This window comes from Herbaspirillum sp. Sphag64 (assembly GCF_014192645.1).
Lineage (GTDB): Bacteria > Pseudomonadota > Gammaproteobacteria > Burkholderiales > Burkholderiaceae_D > Herbaspirillum.
In genome coordinates this window covers 157,722-183,138 of sequence record NZ_JACHYE010000002.1, presented here as the reverse complement: position 1 = coordinate 183,138, position 25,417 = coordinate 157,722, and the positions used below count along the sequence as shown (strand labels likewise).

Here is a 25,417-nt window from a genome sequence, read left to right as displayed (position 1 = left end):
ATGTCTGCAACTACAGAAACCGCTCACTCCAGCGGTCAGGTCTTACCGTTCCGAGCCTCCCTGATGGCGACCCTTGGGGTCTGCTTTGTGATCATGCTGGTTGCCCTCGATCAAACCATCGTTGGCACGGCCTTGCCGACCATTGTGGCTGAACTCAAAGGTTTTGATCTGTATGCCTGGGTTGCTACCTCCTATCTCCTGACTTCGGTTATCACGGTGCCAATCTTTGGGCGGCTGGGTGACTACTTTGGTCGCAAGCCGTTCTTGATTGCCTCGATCATCGTCTTCGTGGTGGCCTCAATGCTGTGTGGCATGGCCCAGAGCATGTTCTTTCTGGTGCTGGCGCGTGGTTTGCAGGGGATTGGTGGCGGCATGCTGGTGGGGACTGCATTCGCTTCCATTGCCGACCTGTTTCCAGATCCGCATGTGCGTCTGCGCTGGCAGATTATCCTCAGTGCATCCTACGGCATTGCCACCTCAGTTGGCCCTTCGCTGGGTGGATTTCTGACCCAGTCGCTCGGCTGGCGCTGGGTGTTTTACGTCAACTTGCCGGTGGGCATCCTCTCCTTGTTCTTCGCCTGGCGTTATCTACCGCATATCCGCCATATCAAGCATGAGGGCAAGATGCGAATTGACTGGCTGGGAGCCTTGTTGATCACCGTTGCGCTGGGCAGTCTGCAGTTGCTGGTTGAGCTCCTGCCAAAACGCGGTTTGACCATGGGGATGGCCTTGTTGCTGATCCTCAGTGTTGGCGCATTCTATGCGTTGTGGAAATGGGAGCAGCGTGCCGCACAGCCTATTTTGCCGTTTGAACTGTTCCGTGATCCCGCCATGTCGAGTCTGTTCCTGCTCTCCATTCTGGCTGGTTTTGCGATGTTCTCGATGCTGATGTATTCGCCACTGCTGTTTCAGGGGGGCTTTGGCATGTCGCCGCGCGACGCTGGTTTGCTGATTACGCCGCTGGTGGCCTGTATTACCGTGGCAAGCATCATCAATGGGCGTATTGTTACGCGCATTCCGAATCCGAATCTGATGATGTATGTCGGTTTTGCGCTGGTGGCGCTGTCCTGTCTTGGCGTGGTGCTGTCACATCGCAGTACCCCAACCAGTGTCATTCTGGCAGCGATGCTCGCCGGAGGCCTTGGACTGGGACTGGTATTGCCGAATCTGACCGTGTTTGCACAGCAGTCGGCCAGTCGCGAGCATCTTGGGATTGCTACCGCGTTGTTGCAATCACTGCGCATGATTGGCGGCATGCTGGGTACCGCCATCACCGGTACGTTGGTCACGCAGATTTATGGCAAAGGCGTGACCCAGGCACTGGAAAGCGATCACGCAGCGCAATGGCTGGCTGAATTCAAGGATCCGGAGATCCTGGTCAATCACGATATCCAGTCGACCTTGCTGGCGCAGATGCTGCAAGCCGGTCACAACGGATCGGCATTGCTGGATGCAGCGCGCGCCTCCCTGGTGAGCGCGATTCACATCGGCATTGCGCTGGCGATTGTGGCGGCATTGGCAGGATTATGGTTCGTCCGCCGTGTGCCGTTAATCAGGTTTGCCAAGCGCCATCAGGTCGAGCCGGTGCTCTCAGAGTGAGCTGCTGTAGGGATGCTGGCGACGCCAGTGATCTGCAATGTCAATCCGGCGGGTAATCCACACCTGGTCGTGCTGCTGTACATAGTCCAGAAAACCCATCAACGCCGCCGCCCGGGCAGGGCGACCGGCAATGCGGCAATGCAGGCCAATCGATAGCATCTTGGGGCGATTCAATCCGTGCGGGTCGCCTTCCTGATACAACACGTCAAAAGCATCCTTGAGGTAGTCAAAGAACTGACTGCCCGAATTGAATCCCTGTGGTGCTGCAAAGCGCATGTCATTGCTGTCGAGGGTATACGGCACGATCAGTTGCGGGGTGCTTGCCATGCTGCCATCGCCGTTGTGGATGTTGACGCTTTCCCAATAGGGCAGATCATCGGCATAGCTGTCGGCATCGTAGGCCAGTCCGCCATGTTCGGCGACCAGACGCCGCGTATTCGGCGAGTCGCGACCGGTGTACCAGCCCAGCGGAGCATTGCCAGTGATTTCCTTGATACAGGCAATGGCTTCGGCCATATGGGCGCGCTCGGTGGCTTCATCGACGTTTTGGTAGCTGATCCAGCGCAGCCCGTGGCAGGCAATTTCATGACCCAGTTCCAGAAACGCTGCACAGGCTTCCGGATTGCGTTGCAGTGCCCGTGCCACACCGAAGATTGTCAACGGCAAGCGGCGGCTTTCAAAGATCCGCAATAAACGCCACAAGCCAGCGCGCGAGCCATATTCATAGAGCGACTCCATACTCATGTGGCGTGCCGCAAAACTCTGGGCACCGATGATTTCGGAGAGAAAAGTTTCTGAACCGGCATCGCCATCAAGCACGCAGTTCTCGGCACCTTCTTCATAGTTGAGCACAAACTGCAAGGCAATCCGTGCATTGCCAGGCCATTGTGCGTGCGGTGGGGTGTGGCCGTAGCCGATCAAGTCGCGTGGATAATGCTTGTTCATGGTTGTGCAGCCTTCTTCAAATCGGTTGTAGCGAGTCGCCGCATTATGTCTGCAGATTGGATGATCAATATAATGGTGAGGCTATATTGATCGGAGGGGCGCGGTATATGATGTGCCGCACCAATCACCGAAACCGAGCGCTCCTTGTGGATGCAGCAATCTGAATAACTGGCCTGAGGGCCTAAAGAGAGGGAAGACAATGGGAAAACTGAGCACGCATGTACTGGATGTCACGCAAGGAAAGCCGGGCGCTGGCGTGAAACTGGCGCTGTATGCCATCCATGGCAACGAGAAGAAACTCCTTAAGCAAGCTGTCACCAACAACGATGGTCGCTGCGATGCGCCACTGCTGCAGGGTGATGAGCTTCAGGCCGGTCGCTATGAACTGCTGTTTGGGGCCGGAGACTATTTTGCGTCACAAGGCGTCACGGTACCGACTCCGCGCTTCATCGATGAGGTGGTGATTGCGTTTGGTATCGCCGACCCGACACAGAACTATCACGTACCGCTGGTCGTTTCACCCTGGTCCTATTCAACCTATCGCGGTAGCTGAAATCGTCTAAAGCTGCTGCTACAGGGAGTAACGACAGGACATAAAAATCCGGCCCATTGCGCACGCAAGGGCCGGATTTTCTTTTCTACAACGGTATTTTCAGCGTGGTATCAATAACGTTGCCAGCCACCGCCAGACATGGCCCAGCCATTGCCGCTACGATACCAGTGTGCGGGAGCCCAGAAATAGCCTTCGCGGCGCGCTTCCCAGTGACCACCGACCCAGACGTGATGACCATGATCCCAACGCCAGTAACCACCGATCCAGACATGATTCGGGCTTGGTGGCGGTGGCATCACTTCGACACGCGGCAATGGCGGTTCAACCTCTACCAGCACGGGAGCCACTGTGCGCTCCTGCACCAGTTCGACCCATTTACCAGGACGGAAAATCCATTCGCCGTGCTCAAAGTCCCAGTGCGCATGCTGATACACCATATTCGGGCGAGCCCGTTCCCAATGACCACCATTCCAGACATAGCGCTCGTGTTCCCACTGCCAGTGACCCGGAATCCAGTAAGAATCGGAATAAGGAGCAGCCGGAATGACTTCCACGATCGGTGCTGGCGGCGCCTGCACGATGCGGTGCTCCTGAACTGGTTCGATACGTACCCGTGGTGGCTCTACCACGCAGGCGCTCAAGCAAAGCGTCGACATCACCAGCGCAATGGCTGGCAATTGACGACCCATTGAAATTCCAAACATGTTGATTGTCCTTTAAGATAAATCAGATGAATTGCTTGAGTGCAATCCAGTCGGCGAGAATGCCGAGATTTTTGGTTTTTTGCAAGCGGGAGATCGGGAATTGACAAGCGAAAGTCGGGTGCGCAGCAAAGCGCGACAATCATGAACGATTGTCAGTCGTGACGCCATAACCTGGCGGGATTGCCTTGATTTAACTGCCTTTTGCTTTTTCGATGGTAGAGCGCGCTGCTTCCATCATGGCTTGTGGTTCTTCGCAGTCAGAGTCGAGGTATTGGTTTTCCAGGCTAATGGACAGATTGCTCATTTTTTCAGCAAGATCTGCCAGGGCGACACTGAGTTCGCACATCAGGCCGGAAATTGATTTAGGTGGATTCGCCATGTCTTATTCCTTAAAAGGACTCGACAGGCGGAACCTGTCAGACACACTTCGGATTGTTCAGAAGACCGGAAGCGGGACTCAAGCGCAACCCGCGAGACTATTTTATGCCTAATTTGCGCGGCAGGTGTGGTGCGCTATGGATACAGACAAAAGGGCTTGCATTGCAAGCCCTTTTAAGTAAGGTGAGGTTAGCGCCGTCGGGCGCTGAAGGAGCCGACTAGAAGGTTTCCCAATCCGCTTCCGAACTGGCACTAGCACTGGTCGCCGTGCCGCCAGCAGGTTTGCCGGTTTCATGTCCAACCGCCTTTTTCGGTGCTGCTTGCAAGCGTGTCGTCGGGGCTTTGGTGACGGTCTTCAGTGCTGAGGACGTTGTCGGTGATGGTCGAGCGACCGGCGCATTGCTTGCCTTGACGACAACCTTGTGCTGCACAGCGTGTGCCTCCAGTGTGAAGCGTCCGACCAGTGTCGCCAGCGTGGCTGCCTGATCCTGCAGTGATTTGGCAGCCGCAGCAGCCTGCTCCACCAGGGCGGCATTCTGTTGCGTACTTTGATCCATCAGTCCGATTGCCTGACCAACCTCGTTGATGCCTGCACTTTGTTCCTGGCTGGCGGAACTGATTTCCCCGACGATATCGGTGACACGTTTGACGCTGGAAACGACTTCATTCATCGTATCGCCGGCCTGTTTGACCAAGGTACTTCCGGCGTCAACCTTCGATACCGAGTCATCGATGAGCAGCTTGATTTCCTTGGCAGCGGCAGACGAGCGCTGCGCCAGACTGCGCACCTCCGAGGCCACCACTGCAAAGCCCCGACCTTGTTCGCCGGCACGTGCTGCTTCGACCGCAGCATTGAGCGCCAGAATATTTGTCTGGAAGGCAATTCCATCGATCACACTAATGATGTCAACGATCTTGCGCGACGAATCATTAATCGAGCCCATCGTCGTTACCACTTCACTAACGACATTGCCACCTGCAACCGCCACTTCCGATGCGGAAACGGCGAGTTGATTGGCTTGGCGTGCATTGTCAGCATTCTGCTTGACGGTGGAGGTCAGCTCTTCCATGGCCGAGGCGGTTTCCTCGATAGAGCCTGCCTGCTGCTCGGTGCGCGAGGAAAGATCAAGATTGCCACTGGCAATTTCGCTAGATGCAGTGGCAATAGTTTCGGCGGCAGTTTTGATGTTGCCGATCGTATCGGTCAGCGAATCGCGCATGCGCTTGAAAGCATAGAGCAAACTCGCACTATCATCGGCGCGTACGTCAATGTGCAGCGTCAGATCACCGTCTGAAATACGGTTAGCTACCTCGGCGGCGACCCCAGGATCGCCACCGATACTGCGCAGGATGCTGCGATTGATATAGACCGCGAACAGGCTGAGGATAATGATCACCACCAGCAGTACTACCCCGGTCTCAGAGAGCGATTTGTAAAATGCGGCGTTCACATCATCCATATAGATGCCAGTGGTGATGATCCAGTCCCAAGGCTCATAGCGCAGAGCAAAGGATGTTTTTGGTACCGGCTCGTCATGACCGACCTTACTCCAGAAATACTCGACAAAACCACCTTCTGGTTGCGCAGCGGCTTTTGAGATGTTGACGAAGACCAGATTGCCGACCGGATCCTTCATGTTGGACAGGTCTTTGCCATTGAGCTCAGGTTTGATCGCATGCATCAATGTGATCTGGTTCGAATTCGATACCGAGAAGTAGCCATCCTTGCCATAACGCAGCATCTTCAGGCGGGCCAGCGCCTGAGTTTGGGCCTGTTCCTTGCTGAGCGTGCCATTTTGTGCCTGGCCGGCGTAGTCCTTGATCACGCTCATCGCCACCTGGGCGAGACTGACCAGCGCGGCCTTGCGTTCTTCCAGGCGCTGACTGCGTAACTGGAACGTGTCAAAGGTGGCAATCGCCAGCAGAGCAATCAGGCTGACGACCAAGGGTGCCCAAAGTCGTTGATTGAATGATAATTTCATTTTAGTGTCTCCAGAGTTTCCTTGGATTGAACAGGCTTAGTGGGGTAGGTAGATCTGGGGATGCCGTAAGAAATCGGGGCAAGGGGCTTGCATTTTTGCTACCGATTTCTTGCGTGGTTGTTGTCATTTTTTCATCGTTGCAAAAACTTGCGCTTGCACCATCAATACCGGAACCGACTTGGGAATGAGCTTTATTCCCTGAGTCGATACCACAGCATACCAATCCATTCGTGCACTGCATAGCTGGATCGGCGTAGTCCCTCTCCACTCGGCAGAAAGTCATTGATGGAGCGGCGCTCGGTACTGAAGAACATGGTTGGCGCGGGTGTGATGAGCATGTTGGCATCGGCGTAATGGAAACTGGCCAGTGCACGCGGCATGTGAATTGCATCCGTCACCAGCAGCAGCCGATGCACGCCAGCCTGATGCAGGATACGCGTCGAGTAGATTGCATTTTCAGCGGTGTTGTTCGACAGTGACTCCTGCCACGTCGCAATGACGCCAAAATCATCAAGCAATGATCGTGCCATTAATGCTGCTTCACTCTCGGCATCCCCATCGGGGTTGCCACCACTAACCAGAATTGGCAAATTGCTGCTGCGATGCAGTTGCGCTGCGTAACGAAGACGCGCAAGCTCAGTCGCCGAAGGTAGGTCTTGTGCAGTTGCTTCGGGCGCATTCGAAAGACGCCCGCTAGCCAGCACGACAATGGCTTGTGCATCACCCGGCTGCGTGAGCAATGGTGGATTCTGATGCTCCAGTGGTGCCACCAGCAACAGTGCCCCGGCGCGGGTACTGAAGAGCAGCAATAATCCCAGCGACGACCAGCAAAGCCAGATTGCACGTGGGTGACGACGTTGGCAGTAGAGTCCAGCTGCCATCAGTATCAGCAGATTGGCGGGCAATAGCAGGGCAGTACTGAGCAGGGTGCTGCCCAGTTTGAGAAGCACAGGAAGTGAAATGGTCATACCATGATTGTCGCTGATCGAAAGGTTTTTTTGTCAGTTGCTTGCCGCCTCACAATGACGCGCTAAGCATTTTGTGTTCTGATGGTGGATCGCATATGTTCAACCTGATTGATTTGTCATTTTGTCAGGTTGACGGTGCTGTCTGTGAACCTCCAACACGATCGACTAATTCAAGCGATGACGACATTCCAGGACAACACCAATTATCTTCACACCGTGGACGGCACTCGCCTGTTTTATCGAGAAAATCTGCACCCCAACCCGCGCGGCAGCATTGTGATGGTGCACGGTCTGGGCGAACATAGTGGCCGCTATGGTGAACTGGCTGCGCTGTTTCATGCGCTAGGTCTTTCTGTACGCATGCATGATCACCGTGGCCATGGTCGCTCCGAGGGTCCACGTGGCAGTGTGCACCTTAGCGACGATTATCTGACGGACCTGCGGCTCGTATTCAACGATTTTGCTGAGCAGACCGGTACCACCCCATTGTTGTTTGGTCATAGCCTCGGTGGGCTGATTGCGGCGCGCTTTGCCACCGCAGGCTGGTCGCCGGTCAGGGCCTTGCTGCTGTCATCCCCGGCGCTGGGCCTGCGCATGACATTGATGCAGAAGTTACTGTTGGCGATCAGCACCCATATCGCACCAGCGCTGGCAGTCGCTACCAGTTTGCCTGCGCACGGTCTGTCGCACGATGTCAATGTCGTCAGAGAGTACGAGAAAGATCCGTTCAATCACGGCAAAGTTGCCGCGCGCGTGGTCAATTTCATGCTTGAAGCAATCCAGCATGCGATGGCAGATGCCAAGCAATTGACTGTACCTTTATTGATGCAGGTTGCGGGTGATGATGCCTTGGTTGAGCCGGCAGGCAGCCGCGAGTTTTTTGACCAGGTACCTGAGGGTGCTAAGGAGATCCATTGGTATGCAGGTGCTTACCATGAAATATTCAATGAGGCGCCGCCATATCGACAGCAGGCGCAGGACGATCTGCGCGCCTGGCTGAAACGCCATGTATAGCAGGAAAATGCATCCTGCTACCGGCCGGCAGCGGTCAATCTGTGAGGTCAGCTCAAGGCTGGCCGCTCGGAATGTTGGTGAAGGAGCAGCGACTGTCATTGCAGCCGCAGCCGGACAGACCCAGCGACAGCGCGACAGTAACAGTGATGGCCAGCAAGACAGGAATGATGCGCGACATGGAAAGTCTCTCAAAAAACAGAATAAAGAGTTGCTGCGCTGAAATAATATCCCAACATGAGACAGCGCCCAGATTATAGACTGCCATGATGGGTTGTTGAAGGTGTTATCAACCTGGTATTTGTTGTTGTGACTTGTGGTGACTTATAGTGTCCTTGAGCAAGTCATGCGACATCAGGCGAAAAAAAAGAGCAGAGAGTCTGCTCTTTTTGTTTCACTCCCAGTGAGAGAGATTAGCGTGTTGCGGCGAAATAACGTGCAACCATAGCAGCGATCAGCAAGGTATAGGGCAAAACGTCAATCAGAATACGCATGGCAGGCTCCGCAAGAAAGTGAGTTATGTTGCGGTGCAGTATGCGTGTTTCCGGTGTCTTCCGCCAATTTTGATTCTCAATATCAGTTATCTGTCTGTTGAATATCTACCGATAGGTACAGATTCAATTGAATACCGTTTTTATTTGCCCGATCAATTTGCGCGGTGCAACACATAACCCTTCTCATCGGCATCAATACTGATCCGATACCCACCTGCATTGGTCAGATCGACAGTGATGTCACCATTTTGCATATAGGTCGGGATGCGAAGGCTTTGCTGGGGTTTGGCACTGAAGGTGTAGCTTGCACCTGGTTGGAGCCAGATACTCAGCTTTTCTCCGGGTAGCAGCTTGGCCAGTGCAACATCGTTAATGGCAAGCTCGACAGGCCATTCACCCGAATAAAATTTCTCTGGACGCGAAAACTGGACTTCTGCCAGCCCTGCACGTTGTATCGCCATTTCCTTGATATAAATGCGTGTTGTCGGCACATTGCCGTCCGCAGTGCGCTCTTCGCCTGGGGGCGTGACGGCGCAAGCCGCCAGCGCGAGTGTTATCAGGCAGGCGGTAATTGTGGTTTTCATTGCTGCGTCCTTGTTGGTATTCTGGCAGTCGATACCGGTGTTGGTAGCAAACTGGTTGTGGTCTATACGTGAGAAGCCCTGTGTCTGGACCGAGATTCTGACACGAAGCCGACGTACTTGCCAGTCACTGACTCAGTCGTTGTCCTGATCGAATGTTGTGATCGAGCAGCGAGTGATATCTGCCACCAAGCGCGGCAATGCTTGTCTGAGTCGATCAAGCTCGGTTGCGGGAAGTCGGACGTGCAGGTGCGCCAGGTCGTCATGACGGCTCGCCAGCAGCTGAAAATTTTGTTGTTGCAGCCAGTAGCGCAGATGTGATTCGTCAGAATAATCGAGCGCAATTTCAATTTCAGCAAACGCTATGCGCTCAATCCGGACTGCCAGTTTTAGCGCCGATGCCACAGCGTCGGTATAAGCCCGCACCAATCCACCCGCACCCAGTTTGATCCCGCCGTAGTAGCGCACAACAATTGCCAGTACACCCTCCAGCTCATGGTGGCGCAGTACCTCCAGCATCGGCCGTCCAGCAGTGCCGGCTGGCTCACCGTCGTCTGACATGCCCGAATGCCCGCCTGCCATCAGTGCCCAGCAAACATGGGTTGCACCGCGATGTTGTGCGCGCAGCTGCTCCAGCTCACGCTGTGCTGCTTCACGGTGATCAACCGGCAGCACCAGTCCAAGGAAGCGGCTTTTGCGGATTTCCAGTTCGACCTCGACAGCTTGAGCAATGGTGTAGGTCGGCATGCGCGTTGAGCTGGGAGTGGGCCTCAGGCCGCTTTGTTACGTAGCTGGGCGAGTTCTGCCTGCAACGCCTGATTTTCAGATTGCAGACTGGCCACTTGTCCTTGCAGTCTGGCAATCTCAGCGCGCAGTTGAACCGCATCGTCGGCAGCGGCAGGTGCACTGCCTGATGTTGCGGGTGCAGTAGAAGGTGCGAGCTCTGCTTTAGGTGGTTTGCTGGCGGCTTTTTGTTCGCGCACCATCTTTGCAGCTTGTCTCAATTCCTTTTTGCCACCGGCCACAGCGATCACCTGCTCCTCGCTTGGCAGTGAGGCCACGGCAGCAGCGGCGTTGATGGAAATGGTACCGATGCGGACCGCTTCGACCAATTCGGGTGCCGCCGTTTTGCGGATTTTCTCGATCTGACTGATGGTGTTGCTGCTGATGCCAGCGACCCGTGCGATATCTTCGCGGGTCTTGATGGTGGCCGTCCCTAGGTCAGCATCGGTATCGGCTGTGCCCTCGGCCTTGGTTGCGCCGGGGCTGGCAACTTCCGGTGCTGCACTACCATCGCCGGACTGTCTAGCTTCCAGGTTGGCATCCATTTCTACTTTGACCCGCGCAGAAATGATGTCGCGCTTGCGCAGTGCCAGCACGCCACGCTGAAAGTCAGTCACACTGCGGCGCCCAAGCTGGTTGTCGATCATCCATAGCATGACGTCTTCCAGCGAGTTCAGGCTGGGATGTTGGACAGTCTTGAATTCAATGCCGTGCTTACGGCAGATTTCGTAGCGATTGTGACCATCGATGAGGACCTCGCCCCAGAGGACCAGGGCGTCGCGGCAGCCATCAGCTAGCAGGCTGCGCTCCAGTGCCGCATATTCATTGGCGGTGAGGGGATCGATATATTGCAGGAGTTCTTCGTTGATCGTGATATTCATGGCATTCCCGTGCACCAGCAGGATCAGGGCAAGTCGCTGGCGGAGCGGCATTTTACACCAGCGCTGCGGCTATCCCGAGGAAGGCAAGCGAGTCCGCGCCGGCGCTGCTAGAATTTGCATTCGTCACCGGTATTTTTAAGCCGGACTTTCTCTTCTCGATGCCACAGGAGGCCTCATGGATGCATTTTTTTTCATTCCTATCGCCATCATGCTGGCGCTGGTGCCGGGGCCAAACAATTTTTGCGCCCTCAATAATGGCTTGCGACGTGGTGTTGGCACCGCCTTGCTGGCCACCTTTGGTCGCGTGACTGCATTTGCCATCTTTCTGACGATTTCCGCGGTTGGTCTGGGCGCCATGTTGCTAGCCTCTGAGGCGGCGTTCAATGCGGTCAAGTGGGTGGGCGCCGGCTATCTGTTCTACCTTGGCTGGAAGGCGTGGCGCAGCAGGGACTTTCACGACATTGCGCTGTCCGACAGTGGTGACGTTGCCGCAGAGGGTACAGCGCCAGTCAAATCCACTCGCGCACTGGTGATGCAGGAGTTCCTGCTGGGCATCACGAATCCGAAGGCGATCATGTTATTCGCGGCTATTTTTCCGCAGTTCATTGATGCAACACGGCCTGCGGCCCATCAATTCCTGGTGCTGGGCTCTATTTACCTGTGTGCCGAATTTGTGTCGAGCGCTGTGTATGCCTCTGGTGGACGCCAGATTCGCCGTTTCATTCGTACGCCGCGCGGCGCAACGCGTCTGAACAAGGCGACCGGCGGTTTTTTTATCGGTGCCGGTGCGTTGCTACTATCGGTGCGTCAGTAAATGGCGCTCGATGGTAAACACATGCGAATCTTCCTCTCCCAGCCCACGCAAGGCCTCCGCCAGGCCTAGCAGGTAATCGGCATTGCGTCCGCTGGCGCCACGGGCGGTCGCGATTTGTCGGGCAATTTCTTCCTCGCTGGCTGGCCCGAGAAAGGCGCTGTTTTCTTCCGTGGCAATGTAGACCAGCCCAGTGGCATGCTCACCATTGTCAAACGTCATCTCCGTCGATAAGCGCAGGTAACCGTTTTTTTCCCGGTAATCGAGTTGTGCAAATACCGCTGGCGTGATCAGAAACGCCATCCCGGCGCAACGCGCGCCCTGTTTTGGTATGAGTGTTGCGACTCGGCCGGGGGCATCCACCGTGCCGCGGTGATCATGCGAGCCCTGCCAGAAACGGCGCTCCCAGCCCGAGATAAAGGCGGGGCGGCGGGCAAGAAAAGGGAAATCAACCTTGAAAATCAATGAGCCATAAGCAAACATCCAGACACTGTCGTGCTGGTCGAATTGCGTCATGCTCTTGTTGAGATCGATGGTATTGGCAGACATAGGCAGCTAACGGAAAGCATCAGATGCCGCAAATTATAGGGTAAGTCAGCACCGGAACCACCCATCAACAGTGCCGCCCGGTGTGACTTATACAACGCAAATTCAATGCTGGTGATCGTTTTGGTCAGAGGTCCACAGCCCGGAATAGAGCCCGATATGATGTGGCGCGCCGCGATGGGCGCCAGTATCGAGCTCGCTCGAATCATTCAGATAATTGACCAGATCGCGGTAGAGCTTGGTGAAGAACGTTTTCATGTTGTCCTCCCGAGGTAAGTTGAAACTGAATCCTGTATAACCCGCACAAATCGGATATCGGCAACAGATATCCGCGTAAATAGTTTATATCATTAAAATCAGCGTCTGTGCAGGGTTTGCTGCATCAGTCATTTCCTGATGTGGTCTGATTTCATGGTCATCCTTGTGCTCATTGAGGGCAATCCCGGATACCTGTTTGCTTGTGCGTTGCAGCAAGTCATGGTGACTAACTTTGTTGAACCCGATTGCTTGCATTGACATCAAATCTTGCTTGATACGACACTATTCTCTCCCTATCATTCACTAGTCAGGCGGATTTCCAGAACATGTGTGGGGGAAATTCCGGAAATTCGCAAGATGGTGCTACAGTGATCGATAGCTTGTTGATAAAAGTCTTTCAAAATCAATGACTTGATATTTTTACTCAATCTGGCACGAAGGCTGCATAAAGAACAGCAAAACAAAAAATCAGGAGACAGTTTTTAAAGCCTCTTCATGCGCGTTTCTCTACGGTACTGGTGACCATCGGAGTACGGCGTGGGGTGCGTCTCCTGCATGGATTTCTTTGTCCGGGCGGCGCAGCGGAGCACGAGCCGGTGTGCCTGCCACCCTACAAAACTGGAGAGATGATGTCTACACAAGTATTTTCTACCGCCCCTGAAACGGGCAGTCCGGCGGATACCCGCAAACGTATTTTCGCCATTCTCGGCGCTTCCTCCGGCAATCTGGTCGAGTGGTTTGATTTTTACGTCTACTCGTTCTGTGCCATCTACTTTGCGCCGGCCTTCTTCCCCAAGGGCGACAGCACGAGCCAATTGCTCAATACTGCCGGCGTATTCGCCGCGGGTTTTCTAATGCGTCCGATTGGCGGCTGGCTGTTTGGCCGTATTGCTGACAAGCATGGCCGTCGCAAATCGATGATGATTTCGGTGCTCATGATGTGTGGTGGTTCGCTGATGATCGCTTTCATGCCGACCTATGCTGCCATCGGTGCTGCTGCGCCGTTGCTGCTACTGGTTGCGCGTCTGTTCCAGGGACTGTCAGTAGGTGGCGAATACGGCACCAGCGCCACCTACATGAGTGAAGTCGCGCCCAAGGCCAACCGCGGATTCTTCGCTTCGTTTCAGTACGTCACGCTGATCGGCGGGCAGTTACTGGCAGTATTGGTGCTGGTGGTCATGCAGCAAGTGCTGAGCAACGACGAATTGCGTGCCTGGGGCTGGCGTATTCCGTTTGTGCTGGGCGCACTCGCTGCGCTGGTGTCGCTGTATCTGCGCAAGTCGCTCACCGAGACCGCTACCGACGAAACCCGCAAAAAAAAGGAAGCCGGGACCTTTGCCGGACTGTGGAGACACAAGCGCGCATTTTTCACCGTGGTTGGTTTCACCGCCGGTGGCTCGCTGATGTTCTATACCTTCACCACCTACATGCAAAAATATCTGGTCAACACGGCCGGAATGAATGCCAAGACCGCCAGTGCCGTGATGACTGGCGCGCTGTTCGTCTACATGGTGCTGCAGCCGGTATTTGGCGCCTTGTCTGACCGTATTGGCCGACGCAACATGATGCTCATCTTTGGTGTGCTCGGCACGATCTGTACCGTCCCCATCCTGCATCTGCTCAAGGATGTCAGCGATCCTTACGCGGCGTTTGGTCTGGCGGTGCTGGCGTTGGCGATTGTCAGCTTCTACACCTCCATCAGCGGTTTGATCAAGGCAGAAATGTTTCCGCCTGAAGTGCGTGCGCTGTGCGTCGGCTTGTCCTATGCCGTTGGCAATGCACTGTTTGGTGGCTCGGCTGAATTCGTAGCGCTGTCCTTCAAATCGGCTGGATCCGAATCGAGTTTTTACTGGTACGTGTCGATCATGTGTGCGATTTCTTTGCTGATTGCCTTCCGCATGCAAGATCCTACCAAGGTCGGCTACCTGAAGGATGAGGACTGAGTCTCCGGAAGGATGTGCGGTAGGCATCGGAACCGCGTTTCCTGTTGCCTGCAGCACAATCTCCTGTCGACATGACTTCCCGCAAAGCCATTTTGTCCCTCACTGCCGCTGCACTTTGTGCGGCGGTGCTTTTTTTTGCCGTCTATACCATTGCTGCCAGTAAGGCGCGCGACGATCTGTACGCTGCCGGAAGTCGTCAATTGCAGATCATTGCACTGGATTTGCAATCCATTCTCGACAAATTCGAAAGCATGCCGTTTGTCTTGGGTGGCCTGGCTGACGTCGAGCAGGTACTGCATCACCCGGATGATCTGAGCGCCGTAAAGCGCCTGAATCACCGGCTGGAGTCAATCAGCGCACAGTCACATGTGCTCGCCATTTACATGATGGATGCCAACGGTGTCACGCTGGCGGCCAGCAACTGGCGCGAGCAGACTAGCTTTGTCGGCCGTGATTTCGCATTCCGGCCGTATTACAAGGAGGCACTATCCGGACGTCTAGGACGGTTTTACGGTATTGGCAATGTCTCCAGCGCGCCCGGTTATTTTATGGCACAGCCGATTTACGCGGCCGCAGCGTCAGGCACAGACAAGCCTATAGGCGTCATGGTGGTCAAGGTTGATCTCAGTGAGCTGGAGCGCACCTGGAACAGTAGTGAGGATCCAATTACGCTGGTTGATCACAGCGGTGTGGTATTTCTCAGCAATCGGTCTGACTGGAAGTACCATAGCCTCGCACCGCTAGCGACAGGGCTGCAGGAAGAGCTTGCCGGAACGCATCAATATGCTGATCAGCGCATCACCCCGGTTGGTGCCATGCCACCAGCATTGCGTCGGGGTTTCGGCGAACATGTGATGCAGCAAATTGACAAGCAGGGCTGGCAGTTGATGCTGTTTCCCTCGCAGCAGCGCATTGCACGGATGGCGTGGTTGTGGTCGATGTGGGTTGGATTGGTTTTGGTGATTGCCGTGCTCTCATTGTGGGCCGTGCATCAACGTCGGCGCCGCCTGCAGGAGCGTCAGGAATCGCGCCATGCACTGCAACGAATTGAGCGGGAGCTCGAAGCAACGATCGCCGTCAGAGTGCAGGAGCTGCGGCAGGCCAATCAGGCACTGGAGAGCAAATACAGTGCATTGCAAGACACCGAAAGTCTGTTGCGATCAACCCAGAGTGAACTGGTGCAAGCCGGCAAGCTGGCCATGCTGGGGCAGATGGCTGCCGGTGTGACGCATGAATTGAACCAGCCGCTGGCAGCCATTCGGGCATTTGCTGACAATGCGGTGCAATTTGTTCGCCGTGGCCAGTTACCGCAGGTCGAAGAAAACCTCGAACACATCAGCAACGCCAGTGCCCGCATGGGTAAAATCATTGCCCAGCTCAAGGGCTTTGCCCGCAAGAGCGGTGACGCCATCGCCGTTGTTGATCTGCCGCAAGCGGTAGACGCTGCCGTCTTGTTGCTGCGTAATGAATGTCAGCAGCAGGGGATTCGGATTGTGGTGCAAGTGCGCAGTCAGGTGCAGGTTATGGGCGACGCGGTGCGTACCGAACAGGTGCTAGTCAACCTGCTGCGCAATGCGATCGATGCGATTGGCTTGCACAATGATGCGGATGACAAATGCATCGGCATTGAGATTGAACGTGACAGCGAGCATCTCCAGACGTACGCCCTGATCCGGATACGTGATACCGGTCCCGGCATCGCCGCCGAAGTCGTACCCCATCTGTTCGAGGCATTCTTTACGACCAAGCCAAGTGGCAAGGGGCTCGGACTGGGACTGGCGATTTCCTCATCAATCGTACAAGCCATGAATGGTCAATTGTCTGCACAAAATCTGCCGCAAGGCGGTGCGGAATTCACGATCCGCTTACCGTTGTCCGAGCAAGGGATGGAGAAATAATGGAGCAAACAAGCACGATCACAGGCGCACAGGCGATTCTGATTGAAGACGAAGAGAGCGTGCGCCGGGCCACAGTCCAGACGCTTGAACTGGGCGGCTTTCAGGTGCAGGCCTGCGCCGATGCGGAGCAGGCCCTGATCTTGTTGAGTACGGCCGTAGCAAACTACCCTGGCATTATCGTCACCGATGTACGTCTGCCGGGCCGCTCAGGGCTGGCCTTGCTGAACCAGATCAATACTGCCGACAGCGATTTGCCGGTCATTGTTGTCACCGGACATGGCGACGTCGGGATGGCAGTCGAGGCCATGCGCGCGGGTGCCTATGATTTTATTGAAAAGCCGTTCAGCGCTGAACGACTGGTCGAAACCGCCCGCCGTGCACAGGAGAAGCGCCGTCTGATTCTGGAAAACCGTCGTCTCCGGCAAGCCTGGATCGAGCATCCTGAAACCCCGCCTCTGGTTGGGCAGTCGGCTGCCATCGAGCGTTTGCGTACCCTGATTGCCAGTATCGGACCAACCAATGCGGATGTTCTTATCAACGGCCAGACCGGAACCGGCAAGGAAGTCGTGGCGCGTCAGCTGCATGCTGCCAGCGGCCGCACAGGACCGTTTGTGGCCATCAACTGCGGTGCCTTGCCCGAGAGCGTGTTCGAAAGCGAGATTTTTGGTCATGAAGCTGGCGCCTTCACCGGTGCCCAGAAGCGCCGCATCGGCAAGCTTGAACATGCCCAGGGTGGCACGGTCTTTCTGGACGAGATCGAAAGCATGCCGCTACCGTTGCAGATCAAGTTGCTACGGGTATTGCAAGAGCGACAACTGGAGCGCCTTGGCAGCAATGAGCTGATCGCCTTCGATTGCCGTGTCATTGCGGCCAGCAAGTCAGATCTGCTGCAACTGGCAGCGCAGGGGGGCTTTCGGGAGGATCTGTATTATCGCATCGGCGTGGTCAGCATCGCGTTGCCCCGCTTGTGCGACCGACGTGACGACATTCCCTTGTTATTGGCACATTTCATGCAGGCGGCTGCACTGCGGTATCGGCGTGAAATTGCGCCGTGGACTCAGCAACAGATGGCAGGCTGGCAGCAAAAGGACTGGCCAGGCAATGTGCGCGAATTGCGCAATTTTGCCGATCGGTGGGTATTGGGGGTGGTCGACCTGGTTGCCGATCAAGAGGCTGATGTCGTTGAGGCGGCTGCCATGAGTCTGCCGCAGCAGCTCGATGCCTGTGAAAGGGCGCTGATCGAGCGCGCCCTATTGGCAACCGGCGCCAATGTTGCCAATGCCGCGGATCAGTTGGGCATTCCCAGAAAAACCCTGTATGACAAAATGAAAAAGTACGATCTGCCTGCGGGCCGCAGTATTACAAGCTGATGCTTGCGTTGCGTGCGCCATTGCTTGCTCGGCACGCCATTTTTTGTTGCGTCGTTTGCTGTTGTTATGGCCGTAGAGTAAACTTCTCTCTGCAGGAGAGGGTATTCAAGCGTCAACTGACCACCACGTTACCGTAACACCGCAGAGGAATATCATGAAACGCTTTTTCGTTCTGGCATTGGCCGCATGTATCGTACTGGTTGTCTGTGCCTGCGAGCGCACCGAATTTGAAAAGAAGTCCGAGCGAGATGCCGATGCGCGTCGTGAGCTCAACACCAAGCCCAAAGGCTCATCGTACTGAATCCCTGTCTGTTCTGTCGCTCGCTGACAAATCGGGCGCAGAACAGACAAGCATCCCGCCTCAGATCCTCAATACTGTTGCGGCCAATGTTTCGGCGTCTTGTAGGCATGACTGACCACAATCCGTGTCGCGCTGATCAGGCCACTCAATCCCAATATCAGTTGTGTCAACGTATCGCCGGGCAGTGCCCAGATGGAAGTTGACGGCGGCGCGACGCCCGTCGCAGCAGTGATGACAGGCGCAGCCCAGCTTGCTTCTTCGCTCACATCGAGCAGAATATCGCCTTCCGAAGTGGTATGCAGATAGATCTCTCCACCCAGTTCCAGCAAAAAGCAGATGCCATAGCCTTTGGTATTGTCCTTCTTGACGGCTTGCTGCAAGTCGCGGTTGTAGCTGTCGATCCAGGCTTCCACGTCATAGGTCGTCGCTAGCACGATCCACGGCCGCGTCGGCTGCTGGGCATTGTCATCGTCGGGTGACGGATTGGCGGTAAGAGTCGGGTCGTGCATCATTCAGCGTTTGCCTTGTAACTGGTAAAGCAGGGTATCGAGCCGCGTCACACCTCGTTCGGAGAACTTCGGTTCCTTATCCAGGATCGCGCGCTGGTCCAGCACAATCGCTTGCGAATGCGCGGCCATCAAGGCTTGCACTTCGGCATCAGGCACCGAAAACGGTGGCCCGTCCATCTGCTGCTGCGGATAATCGAGTGTGATCAGCATACCGCGATAGCCCGGCGGTAATTGCGCATAGACCTGCTGTGCATATTGCGCGCGCATGGCCGGTGGCAGGGCAATCAGCGCAGCTCGGTCATAGACGGCTTCGCATTGGGCAAAGACGCTCGGCGGTACTGCAAAAATATCGGCACAGAGGAGCTCAATATTGTCACTGTGATAGCTGACGCCAAAGGGGAGGGTGCGCTTTTCAGGATGCAAACCATGTTCGCTGAAGAACTGTTCCACAGCGACCTCTGACAACTCGATGCCCAACACACGATGGCCTTGTGCTGCCAGCCACAGCATATCCAGCGACTTGCCTGCCAACGGTACCAGTACCTGACTGCCAGCAGGCAAGCCGAGGACAGGCCAGTATTTTTGAAGCAAAGGCATGACCTTGTCCTGATGAAAGTGTGTGCGCCCGTCGCGCCAACGTTCAAGCCAGAATTCTGCGTGCATGAATGGATTCTATGGTTGCTGTTCAGTGAGAGCGGTATTGTAGTGCAGTCTTAAAAAATAGCTGGCTTTTAGTACTTGCACTAAGTCAAGAAGAGTGTATTATTTGTCCATGCTAGTTCCGTTCTGGCAAGCTGTAGATTCAAACTCTCATTAGAGAGGGGATACCTGAGCAGATTCAACGAGCAGACCACCTACAAGATATGTAGGGGTTTGCGAATCTTCTCAAATATACTTCTTTGATTGTCGTGTCGGATGACTGATAAAACGCTCCGCTTTTAGCGGGGCGTTTTTGTTTGTGGAGCGCTTATCTTTGCCGGTCTGTGAGCAAACTCATAAATCTTTTTAGAATCAAATATATAGCAAGATATCAGTGTACTTATCCACAAGCCTGTCAACAAAAACAGTGGATAAGTCGGCTACCGTCGTTCTTGCTGCAAGGGCGCCAACAAGGCTTCAAGGAAGTCGATGAAGACCCTGACCTTGGCGGACAGATTGAGTCGTTCCGGGTAGACCGCGTATATGTCTGCCGACGGTAACGACCAATCCGGTAACAGGCGCACCAGCGTGCCATTATCGAGATACTGTCCAACATCCCATTCTGATCGCGCCAATACACCATGTCCCTGCAACGCCCACTGTAGCGTTGCTTCTCCATCGTTACTGCTCATGACGCCGTGCACTTTGACGGTCTGATTGCGTTTGCCTTTGTTGAAATGCCAGGTACCAAAGGCGCTATCGTTTTCTCGCAGCACGATGCAGCGATGACTGCGAAGATCCTCGGGTGAAGTTGGCATGCCATGCACCTTGAGGTAGTCAGGGGCGGCGCAGACAAAGCGCCGATTGACGGCAAGTTTTCTGGCGACAAGGCGCGAGTCAGGCAAATCGCCAAAGCGGATGCCAACATCAAATGCCGACTCGGCCAGATTCAACGGCCGATCCGTCAGGTCCAGCTGAACCTGGACTGCCGGATACTGATGTGTGAATGCTGACAAGGCCGGTACGATGTGGCGGCGTCCAAAGCCGAAGGTGGCGTTTACCTTCAACAGCCCACGCGGAATATCGCGGCTGCTTGAGACCAGTTGCTCAAGCTCTTGCACTTCCACCAACAGTTTGGATCCCGCACGCAAATACATTTCACCTTCTTGCGTCATGGCGATTTGTCGTGTTGTGCGATTGAGCAGTCGCACACCGAGACGCTTCTCTAATTGTGCCAGTCGTGCACTGACCGCTGGGGGCGTGATCCCAAGCTCGCGCGCCAACGCCGAAAGGCTGCCCTGCGCAATCAATCGCGTAAAAAACTCCAGATCGGCAATGCTATTCATTATTAAATAAAATTGAAAAATAGATTCAATAAGTATGCATTATGGCGTTGTTGTTATCAAATTAAACTTCTTCTCGTCAGCAATATCACGGCGATCCAAACTCGCCCCGTCGCAGAGCAGGAGAGAGGAAATGAAACAAATCAAGCATACGAATCAAACGCAGCAAACAATGTATCGGAAGATCGTGGCAAGCCACACGGTGTTCCAGATTGATGGGCAACACGTCGCACTCTATGCCGATCTGCACATCATGAATGAGTACACCAGTCCGCAGGCCTTTGCTGGTCTGGCAGAAAAGCATTTACCGGTGCGGTGTCCCGAAAAGCAGATGGGAGTGGTCGATCACGTTATTCCGACGCACCCGGTCGCTCATCAACAGCGCACGATCATGATTGATGCCGCAGCCCACCAGGCGGCCAACTTCACCCGCAATTGTCAGCGGCATGGCATTCATCTGTTTGATGTGCAAGACCGAGAGCAGGGTATTGAACACGTCGTGGCTCCCGAAATCGGCCTGATTCGGCCGGGAATGGTCGTTCTCTGTGGCGATAGTCACACCACGACCTACGGCGCACTGGGTGCCCTCGGCTTTGGTATTGGGACTTCAGAGGTGGAGCACGTACTGGCGACGCAGACCCTTATCTACCGACTGGCGCGCGACATGCATATTCAAGTTGACGGTCAGCTACCCGGCGGCACCACTGCCAAGGATCTGGTGCTCTATATCATCTCTAAAATCGGTGCACAAGGTGCGCGGGGATATGTCGTTGAATATGGCGGCGCAGCCATCGCCAGCTTGTCCGCCGAGGCGCGCATGACTTTGTGCAACATGACCGTCGAAGCCGGCGCGCGTGGCGCGTTGATTGCTCCCGACCAGACCACCCTTGATTACGTCTCGGCACGGATCAAGGATATGTCGCCCGCTGCGATTGCAACAGCCAGCGAGGACTGGCTGGCACTGCGCTCCGACGCTGATGCCACCTACGATGCAAGGCATTGCTTTGATGCCAGCGTTGTTGCACCGTTTGTTACCTGGGGCACCAGCCCCGATCAGGCAATTGCCATCGACAACAAGATTCCTCCTTTATCGACGACTGCGCTGGACGCCGCCAACGCCACCAAGGCGCTCACCTACATGGGGCTTGAGGCTGGCCAGGCAATGACCGGGCTGCCGATTGACCATGTGTTCATCGGCTCTTGTACCAACGCCCGTATCGAAGATTTGCGCGCGGTCGCAGCCGTTGTAAAAGGACGTAGAGTTGCCGCCTCGGTGCGTGCAATGGTGGTACCCGGTTCCGGGCGGGTGCGTGAACAGGCCGAACGCGAAGGCATTGCACAAACCTTGCGCGATGCCGGGTTTGAATGGCGCCAACCAGGTTGCTCCATGTGCCTGGCAATGAATGACGACATCCTCCAGCCCGGCCAGCGTTGCGCCTCGACGACCAATCGTAATTTTGAAGGACGTCAGGGACGCGGTGCACGCACCCATTTGATGAGCCCGGTCATGGCCGCTGCCGCAGCGCTGGCAGGTCATCTGGTAGATGTACGTAAGGAGATTGAATATGTCTGAACAACATACTGTCGCAGGTATCGCCGCACCGCTGCCACTGAATAATCTGGATACTGATCAGATCATGCCCAAGCAGTTCCTGCTGGGTATTGACAAGAGCGGGCTCGCTGGCGGGCTTCTCTACGATCTGCGTATGGATGGTGCTGGGTTGCCGAGGCCCGAATTCGTCCTCAATCAGCCGCACTACCAGCATGCCCGCATCCTTATTGGCGGCACCAACTTCGGTTGTGGCTCCAGTCGTGAGCATGCTGTGTGGGGGTTGCAACAAGCCGGCTTTGAAGCGGTGATTGCTCCCAGTTTTGGCGAGATTTTCTATTTCAATGCACTCAATAATCGGCTGCTGCTGATTATGCTGGAGCCACAAACCGTCGCTGAACTGATGGCACGTGTGGCGCGCGCTGATCAATCCTTCCTCACGATCGATGTGCAAGCGCAATCTGTGTTGACGTCCGATGGGGCGACTTACCACTTTGCCTTGCCAGAACGACAAAAGCGCATGTTCATTGAAGGGCGCGACATGATCGGCATGACTCTGCGCGACAGCGACGCGATTGCCGCATTTGAAACACGCCACCACGCGGCACATCCATGGATGCGCATCAATTTGCCACTACAACAAGCTTAAACGAGGCGCCGCAGCGCCCAAGCTATCGCATGACTTCCTCAGGAGACAACAATGGAACATTCCACAAATCACGTACGCCTGCCAGCGGTCGCACACCTTGCACAGCTGATTCAGATTCGCATCGGCGGCATGGCGCTACCGGTATTTTTCGCACTAACGCTCGTCACCGCGCTGGCGATCATCACCAAGCGACTCCCCAATGACATGATCGGCGGTATCGGCGTGTTGATGCTGTCCGGGATGTTACTGGGAGAAATCGGAGGACGCATTCCGTTTTTCAGGGATATTGGTGGGCCGGCAATTCTCTGCCTGTTCCTGCCCTCGGCGCTGCTCGCCTATGGCGTCATGGACAGCGTGACATTGAATGCCATCACCACCACCATGAAGACGGCCAATCTCCAATATCTCTACATTGCCTGTCTGGTTGCGGGCAGCATGCTCGGCATGGAGCGAAAGATTCTGATCGATGGCTTCCTCAAGATGTTTGTCCCGCTGCTGGTCGGTACACTCGCCGCTGTCGTCGCCGGCAGTTTGGCAGGTTTGCTGTTTGGCTATGATCCCGAACATACCTTTTTCTTTATCGTTATGCCGATTCTAGGCGGCGGTATCGGCGAGGGAATTTTGCCATTATCGATTGCCTATGCCGACATCATGTCAACCTCACAAGCACATCTGGTCGCGACCATGGTCCCGGCAGCTTTGATTGGCAACGTCGTCGCTATCCTGATCAGTGGCGTACTTAAACGATTCGGTGAAAGACATCCTGCCTACAGTGGCGAAGGCACCCTGGTACGTACCGGCGAGGATCAGCTTCTACTCAACAACCGAAACCCCGATACCGCTATCGATCTGCGTCTGATGGGGGCAGGGCTCCTGCTAGGCTGCAGCTTGTTCACCCTGGGCGCCTTGCTGGCGCCACTGACCGGCATTCCCGGACCAGTTCTGATGATCATTGCCGCTGCATTGCTCAAGGTACTGCGGATCTTGCCGGCATCACTGGAAGCGGGTGCCAGTCAGATGTACAAATTCATGTCCACCAATTTGACGTTTGCCATTCTGGTCGGGCTCGGCACCTTGTTTGTCTCATGGGACAAACTGATTGCCGCTTTCTCGCTGGCGTACTTCGTCATTTGCGTCGTCACGGTACTGGCGATGGTGATGTCGGGATTTTTTGTCGGCAAATGGCTCAACATGTATCCGGTTGAGGCAGCCATTGTCACCGCCTGCCATAGCGGGCTGGGTGGCACTGGTGACGTCGCAATCTTATCCTCCTCCAACCGCATGGAGCTAATGCCATTTGCTCAGATATCGACGCGTATTGGCGGCGCAGTGATGGTCGTCATTGCGACCCTGCTGATGAAATGGCTGCATTGAGCTGCATTTCCTGCGAAAAACAAAAATGTCATATCCAAATGCGGTTTAGTTCTTTGCCGGTAACCGGCGTCACTAGGTAGGATGCCTGCATATTTCCATCCGCACCGGGACGCATCGCCATGAGTCAGGCACAACACACGCAGCACGCAGAATCCAGAAACCCACAGATTGCCCTTGATTTACCGACCCTGTTGCAGCATGGCCGTGCGTTGCTGCCAGCGTTTGCCAAGGGTGCCTCGGCACGCGAGAGTGAGCGTCAGTTACCGTACCAGCAAGTCAAAGAACTGGCGCAGGCCAAACTGCTGGCCTTGCGCGTGCCACGTCGTTATGGTGGCCCTGGTGCTTCGGTACGTGATGTGATCGACTGGCTCATCGATGTCGCCGCAGCAGACTCCAATATTGCGCAGAGCTTGCGGCCTGCCTATCTGTATCTGGAAGGCCTGCTCGCCGGTGATGACGAGGCTGCTCGTCAGCACTGGGCCAAGCACTATCTGGCCGGTGAATTTGTCGGCAATGCCGGTTGGGAAATTGGTGGTGCCAATGGCGCCATCAGCAGCCGCATCGTCGCCGAGGGAGATCATTTCCGCGTCAATGGCAGCAAGTATTACAGCACCGGCTCGTTGTACAGCAACTGGCTGACCATCACCGCCCTCAACGAGCAGGATCAGGAAACCCGCTTCATCATCCCCAGTGATCGTGAAGGCGTTGAGCTGGTCGACGATTTTGATGCCATGGGCCAGCGCCTGACCGCCAGCGGCACTACCCGGCTCAACAACGTGCGTGTTAATGCGAATGAGCTGGTGCGCAATCCGCAATACCGCGATGGCAAGGCGCAGCGCACTATTGTCACGCCATTTGCTCAATTGTTTTTGGCGGCAACTTTGGCCGGCATTGCCCGTAACGTCTTGCATGACGCGATTGAATTCACCCGCCATGTGGCACGCCCGATCAAGCACAGCAGTGCGCAGAAATCGGTCGACGATCCGTATGTCACGTTGCGTGTCGGCCATATCTCGGCACAGGCATTCGCCGCCCGTGCAGCAGTGCTGCAAGCGGCCGACAAGATTGATGCCGCCTGGGCTGCCGGGCTCGACAATGACGCTGTGGTTGCCGCTTCAATTGACGTCGCCCAAGCCCAATATATCGCCGCCGCTGCCGCGCTGGATGGCGCACAAGCCTTATTCGATGTTGCCGGTGCATCTGCCACGTCGCGCAAGCACAATCTGGATCGCCATTGGCGCAACGCCCGCACGGTCACCAATCACAATCCACGTGACTGGAAGGCAGCGGTCGTTGGTGCCTACTACCTCAAAGACCAGTTGCCGCCAACCTCCGGCCTGTTCTGAAG

Annotated in this window: 26 protein-coding genes; 12 read left to right on the top strand and 14 right to left on the bottom strand. The window is 55.3% G+C overall.

The window, feature by feature from the left end:
- Nucleotides 1–1,599, top strand: coding sequence for an MDR family MFS transporter (locus FHW66_RS05805; RefSeq protein ID WP_183378824.1), 1,599 nt, complete (start codon nt 1–3; stop codon nt 1,597–1,599).
- Here the strand turns inward: FHW66_RS05805 and puuE are convergent.
- Nucleotides 1,591–2,544, bottom strand: a complete 954-nt coding sequence (puuE, locus tag FHW66_RS05800) for an allantoinase PuuE (protein WP_183378823.1) — start codon at nt 2,542–2,544, stop codon at nt 1,591–1,593. The genes FHW66_RS05805 and puuE overlap by 9 nt on opposite strands.
- A 199-nt stretch (nt 2,545–2,743) precedes the next feature.
- On the opposite strand from puuE, the gene uraH reads away from it, so the two are divergent.
- Nucleotides 2,744–3,097, top strand: coding sequence for a hydroxyisourate hydrolase (gene uraH, locus FHW66_RS05795; protein ID WP_183378822.1), 354 nt, complete (start codon nt 2,744–2,746; stop codon nt 3,095–3,097).
- 110 nt (nt 3,098–3,207) lie between these two features.
- On the opposite strand, the gene FHW66_RS05790 is transcribed toward uraH, so the two are convergent.
- The 4 genes from FHW66_RS05790 to FHW66_RS05775 form a co-directional block, all read right to left on the bottom strand.
- Nucleotides 3,208–3,801 carry a YXWGXW repeat-containing protein gene (locus FHW66_RS05790; RefSeq protein WP_183378821.1) on the bottom strand — a complete coding sequence of 198 codons (594 nt, stop codon included), beginning with the start codon at nt 3,799–3,801 and terminating at the stop codon, nt 3,208–3,210.
- Nucleotides 3,802–3,991: 190 nt separating this feature from the next.
- A complete protein-coding gene (locus FHW66_RS05785) occupies nt 3,992–4,180 on the bottom strand; it encodes a hypothetical protein (protein ID WP_183378820.1) in 189 nt (62 codons plus the stop codon).
- Between the two features lie 217 nt (nt 4,181–4,397).
- Nucleotides 4,398–6,161, bottom strand: coding sequence for a methyl-accepting chemotaxis protein (locus FHW66_RS05780; RefSeq protein WP_183378819.1), 1,764 nt, complete (start codon nt 6,159–6,161; stop codon nt 4,398–4,400).
- A gap of 191 nt (nt 6,162–6,352) precedes the next feature.
- Complete coding sequence (locus FHW66_RS05775; RefSeq protein WP_183378818.1) at nt 6,353–7,129, bottom strand: YdcF family protein; 777 nt, start codon at nt 7,127–7,129, stop codon at nt 6,353–6,355.
- Nucleotides 7,130–7,273: 144 nt separating this feature from the next.
- Between FHW66_RS05775 and FHW66_RS05770 the strand changes: the two genes are divergently transcribed.
- Nucleotides 7,274–8,143, top strand: coding sequence for a lysophospholipase (locus tag FHW66_RS05770; RefSeq protein WP_370543407.1), 870 nt, complete (start codon nt 7,274–7,276; stop codon nt 8,141–8,143).
- A 52-nt stretch (nt 8,144–8,195) separates the two neighbouring features.
- On the opposite strand, the gene FHW66_RS20895 is transcribed toward FHW66_RS05770, so the two are convergent.
- From FHW66_RS20895 to FHW66_RS05755, 4 genes are all read right to left on the bottom strand, one after another.
- Nucleotides 8,196–8,321 (bottom strand): hypothetical protein, encoded by a 126-nt coding sequence (locus FHW66_RS20895; RefSeq protein WP_255458836.1) that lies wholly within the window; start codon nt 8,319–8,321, stop codon nt 8,196–8,198.
- A gap of 465 nt (nt 8,322–8,786) precedes the next feature.
- The gene (locus FHW66_RS05765; protein WP_183378817.1) at nt 8,787–9,218 is read right to left on the bottom strand and encodes a hypothetical protein; all 432 of its coding nucleotides are present in this window, start codon (nt 9,216–9,218) and stop codon (nt 8,787–8,789) included.
- A gap of 132 nt (nt 9,219–9,350) precedes the next feature.
- Entirely contained in the window at nt 9,351–9,962 is a 612-nt protein-coding gene (locus tag FHW66_RS05760; protein WP_183378816.1) for a YigZ family protein, read from the bottom strand.
- Nucleotides 9,963–9,985: 23 nt separating this feature from the next.
- On the bottom strand, nt 9,986–10,879 hold the full coding sequence (locus tag FHW66_RS05755; RefSeq protein WP_183379073.1) for a hypothetical protein: 894 nt from the start codon (nt 10,877–10,879) through the stop codon (nt 9,986–9,988).
- Between the two features lie 175 nt (nt 10,880–11,054).
- On the opposite strand from FHW66_RS05755, the gene FHW66_RS05750 reads away from it, so the two are divergent.
- Nucleotides 11,055–11,693 carry a LysE family translocator gene (locus FHW66_RS05750; protein WP_183378815.1) on the top strand — a complete coding sequence of 213 codons (639 nt, stop codon included), beginning with the start codon at nt 11,055–11,057 and terminating at the stop codon, nt 11,691–11,693.
- Here FHW66_RS05750 and FHW66_RS05745 read toward each other — a convergent pair.
- Nucleotides 11,676–12,239, bottom strand: coding sequence for a gamma-glutamylcyclotransferase (locus tag FHW66_RS05745; RefSeq protein WP_183378814.1), 564 nt, complete (start codon nt 12,237–12,239; stop codon nt 11,676–11,678). The genes FHW66_RS05750 and FHW66_RS05745 overlap by 18 nt on opposite strands.
- 102 nt (nt 12,240–12,341) lie before the next feature.
- A complete protein-coding gene (locus tag FHW66_RS05740) occupies nt 12,342–12,494 on the bottom strand; it encodes a hypothetical protein (protein WP_183378813.1) in 153 nt (50 codons plus the stop codon).
- A 629-nt stretch (nt 12,495–13,123) separates the two neighbouring features.
- Between FHW66_RS05740 and FHW66_RS05735 the strand changes: the two genes are divergently transcribed.
- From FHW66_RS05735 to FHW66_RS05720, 4 genes are all read left to right on the top strand, one after another.
- The gene (locus FHW66_RS05735) at nt 13,124–14,437 is read left to right on the top strand and encodes an MFS family transporter (RefSeq protein ID WP_183378812.1); all 1,314 of its coding nucleotides are present in this window, start codon (nt 13,124–13,126) and stop codon (nt 14,435–14,437) included.
- A 71-nt stretch (nt 14,438–14,508) separates the two neighbouring features.
- A complete protein-coding gene (locus FHW66_RS05730; protein WP_183378811.1) occupies nt 14,509–16,335 on the top strand; it encodes an ATP-binding protein in 1,827 nt (608 codons plus the stop codon).
- Nucleotides 16,335–17,705, top strand: coding sequence for a sigma-54 dependent transcriptional regulator (locus tag FHW66_RS05725; protein ID WP_183378810.1), 1,371 nt, complete (start codon nt 16,335–16,337; stop codon nt 17,703–17,705). Before FHW66_RS05730 ends, FHW66_RS05725 begins: the two co-directional genes overlap by 1 nt.
- Nucleotides 17,706–17,859: 154 nt before the next feature.
- Nucleotides 17,860–18,006 (top strand): hypothetical protein, encoded by a 147-nt coding sequence (locus FHW66_RS05720; RefSeq protein WP_183378809.1) that lies wholly within the window; start codon nt 17,860–17,862, stop codon nt 18,004–18,006.
- Nucleotides 18,007–18,074: 68 nt separating this feature from the next.
- Here the strand turns inward: FHW66_RS05720 and FHW66_RS05715 are convergent, their stop codons facing one another.
- From FHW66_RS05715 to FHW66_RS05705, 3 genes are all read right to left on the bottom strand, one after another.
- Nucleotides 18,075–18,515 (bottom strand): hypothetical protein, encoded by a 441-nt coding sequence (locus FHW66_RS05715; protein WP_370543412.1) that lies wholly within the window; start codon nt 18,513–18,515, stop codon nt 18,075–18,077.
- A 3-nt stretch (nt 18,516–18,518) separates the two neighbouring features.
- Nucleotides 18,519–19,178, bottom strand: a complete 660-nt coding sequence (locus FHW66_RS05710; RefSeq protein WP_183378807.1) for a thiopurine S-methyltransferase — start codon at nt 19,176–19,178, stop codon at nt 18,519–18,521.
- Nucleotides 19,179–19,594: 416 nt separating this feature from the next.
- Complete coding sequence (locus FHW66_RS05705) at nt 19,595–20,500, bottom strand: LysR family transcriptional regulator (protein ID WP_183378806.1); 906 nt, start codon at nt 20,498–20,500, stop codon at nt 19,595–19,597.
- Nucleotides 20,501–20,630: 130 nt separating this feature from the next.
- Between FHW66_RS05705 and leuC the strand changes: the two genes are divergently transcribed.
- The 4 genes from leuC to FHW66_RS05685 all read left to right on the top strand — a co-directional run bounded on the left by leuC (nt 20,631) and on the right by FHW66_RS05685 (nt 25,415).
- On the top strand, nt 20,631–22,070 hold the full coding sequence (gene leuC / locus FHW66_RS05700; RefSeq protein WP_183378805.1) for a 3-isopropylmalate dehydratase large subunit: 1,440 nt from the start codon (nt 20,631–20,633) through the stop codon (nt 22,068–22,070).
- On the top strand, nt 22,063–22,695 hold the full coding sequence (gene leuD, locus FHW66_RS05695) for a 3-isopropylmalate dehydratase small subunit (protein WP_183378804.1): 633 nt from the start codon (nt 22,063–22,065) through the stop codon (nt 22,693–22,695). The genes leuC and leuD overlap by 8 nt, the downstream gene beginning before the upstream one ends.
- A 51-nt stretch (nt 22,696–22,746) precedes the next feature.
- Entirely contained in the window at nt 22,747–24,069 is a 1,323-nt protein-coding gene (locus FHW66_RS05690) for a 2-hydroxycarboxylate transporter family protein (protein WP_183378803.1), read from the top strand.
- 119 nt (nt 24,070–24,188) lie between these two features.
- Nucleotides 24,189–25,415, top strand: a complete 1,227-nt coding sequence (locus FHW66_RS05685; RefSeq protein ID WP_183378802.1) for an acyl-CoA dehydrogenase family protein — start codon at nt 24,189–24,191, stop codon at nt 25,413–25,415.
- Nucleotides 25,416–25,417: the final 2 nt, after the last annotated feature.

Coding starts and splice junctions, on each gene's coding strand:
- FHW66_RS05805 (WP_183378824.1), top strand. CDS start 1: ATGTCTGCAACTACAGAAACCGCTCACTCCAGCGGTCAGGTCTTACCG.
- puuE (WP_183378823.1), bottom strand. CDS start 2,544: ATGAACAAGCATTATCCACGCGACTTGATCGGCTACGGCCACACCCCA.
- uraH (WP_183378822.1), top strand. CDS start 2,744: ATGGGAAAACTGAGCACGCATGTACTGGATGTCACGCAAGGAAAGCCG.
- FHW66_RS05790 (WP_183378821.1), bottom strand. CDS start 3,801: ATGTTTGGAATTTCAATGGGTCGTCAATTGCCAGCCATTGCGCTGGTG.
- FHW66_RS05785 (WP_183378820.1), bottom strand. CDS start 4,180: ATGGCGAATCCACCTAAATCAATTTCCGGCCTGATGTGCGAACTCAGT.
- FHW66_RS05780 (WP_183378819.1), bottom strand. CDS start 6,161: ATGAAATTATCATTCAATCAACGACTTTGGGCACCCTTGGTCGTCAGC.
- FHW66_RS05775 (WP_183378818.1), bottom strand. CDS start 7,129: ATGACCATTTCACTTCCTGTGCTTCTCAAACTGGGCAGCACCCTGCTC.
- FHW66_RS20895 (WP_255458836.1), bottom strand. CDS start 8,321: ATGTCGCGCATCATTCCTGTCTTGCTGGCCATCACTGTTACTGTCGCG.
- FHW66_RS05765 (WP_183378817.1), bottom strand. CDS start 9,218: ATGAAAACCACAATTACCGCCTGCCTGATAACACTCGCGCTGGCGGCT.
- FHW66_RS05760 (WP_183378816.1), bottom strand. CDS start 9,962: ATGCCGACCTACACCATTGCTCAAGCTGTCGAGGTCGAACTGGAAATC.
- FHW66_RS05755 (WP_183379073.1), bottom strand. CDS start 10,879: ATGAATATCACGATCAACGAAGAACTCCTGCAATATATCGATCCCCTC.
- FHW66_RS05750 (WP_183378815.1), top strand. CDS start 11,055: ATGGATGCATTTTTTTTCATTCCTATCGCCATCATGCTGGCGCTGGTG.
- FHW66_RS05745 (WP_183378814.1), bottom strand. CDS start 12,239: ATGTCTGCCAATACCATCGATCTCAACAAGAGCATGACGCAATTCGAC.
- FHW66_RS05740 (WP_183378813.1), bottom strand. CDS start 12,494: ATGAAAACGTTCTTCACCAAGCTCTACCGCGATCTGGTCAATTATCTG.
- FHW66_RS05735 (WP_183378812.1), top strand. CDS start 13,124: ATGTCTACACAAGTATTTTCTACCGCCCCTGAAACGGGCAGTCCGGCG.
- FHW66_RS05730 (WP_183378811.1), top strand. CDS start 14,509: ATGACTTCCCGCAAAGCCATTTTGTCCCTCACTGCCGCTGCACTTTGT.
- FHW66_RS05725 (WP_183378810.1), top strand. CDS start 16,335: ATGGAGCAAACAAGCACGATCACAGGCGCACAGGCGATTCTGATTGAA.
- FHW66_RS05720 (WP_183378809.1), top strand. CDS start 17,860: ATGAAACGCTTTTTCGTTCTGGCATTGGCCGCATGTATCGTACTGGTT.
- FHW66_RS05715 (WP_370543412.1), bottom strand. CDS start 18,515: ATGCACGACCCGACTCTTACCGCCAATCCGTCACCCGACGATGACAAT.
- FHW66_RS05710 (WP_183378807.1), bottom strand. CDS start 19,178: ATGCACGCAGAATTCTGGCTTGAACGTTGGCGCGACGGGCGCACACAC.
- FHW66_RS05705 (WP_183378806.1), bottom strand. CDS start 20,500: ATGAATAGCATTGCCGATCTGGAGTTTTTTACGCGATTGATTGCGCAG.
- leuC (WP_183378805.1), top strand. CDS start 20,631: ATGAAACAAATCAAGCATACGAATCAAACGCAGCAAACAATGTATCGG.
- leuD (WP_183378804.1), top strand. CDS start 22,063: ATGTCTGAACAACATACTGTCGCAGGTATCGCCGCACCGCTGCCACTG.
- FHW66_RS05690 (WP_183378803.1), top strand. CDS start 22,747: ATGGAACATTCCACAAATCACGTACGCCTGCCAGCGGTCGCACACCTT.
- FHW66_RS05685 (WP_183378802.1), top strand. CDS start 24,189: ATGAGTCAGGCACAACACACGCAGCACGCAGAATCCAGAAACCCACAG.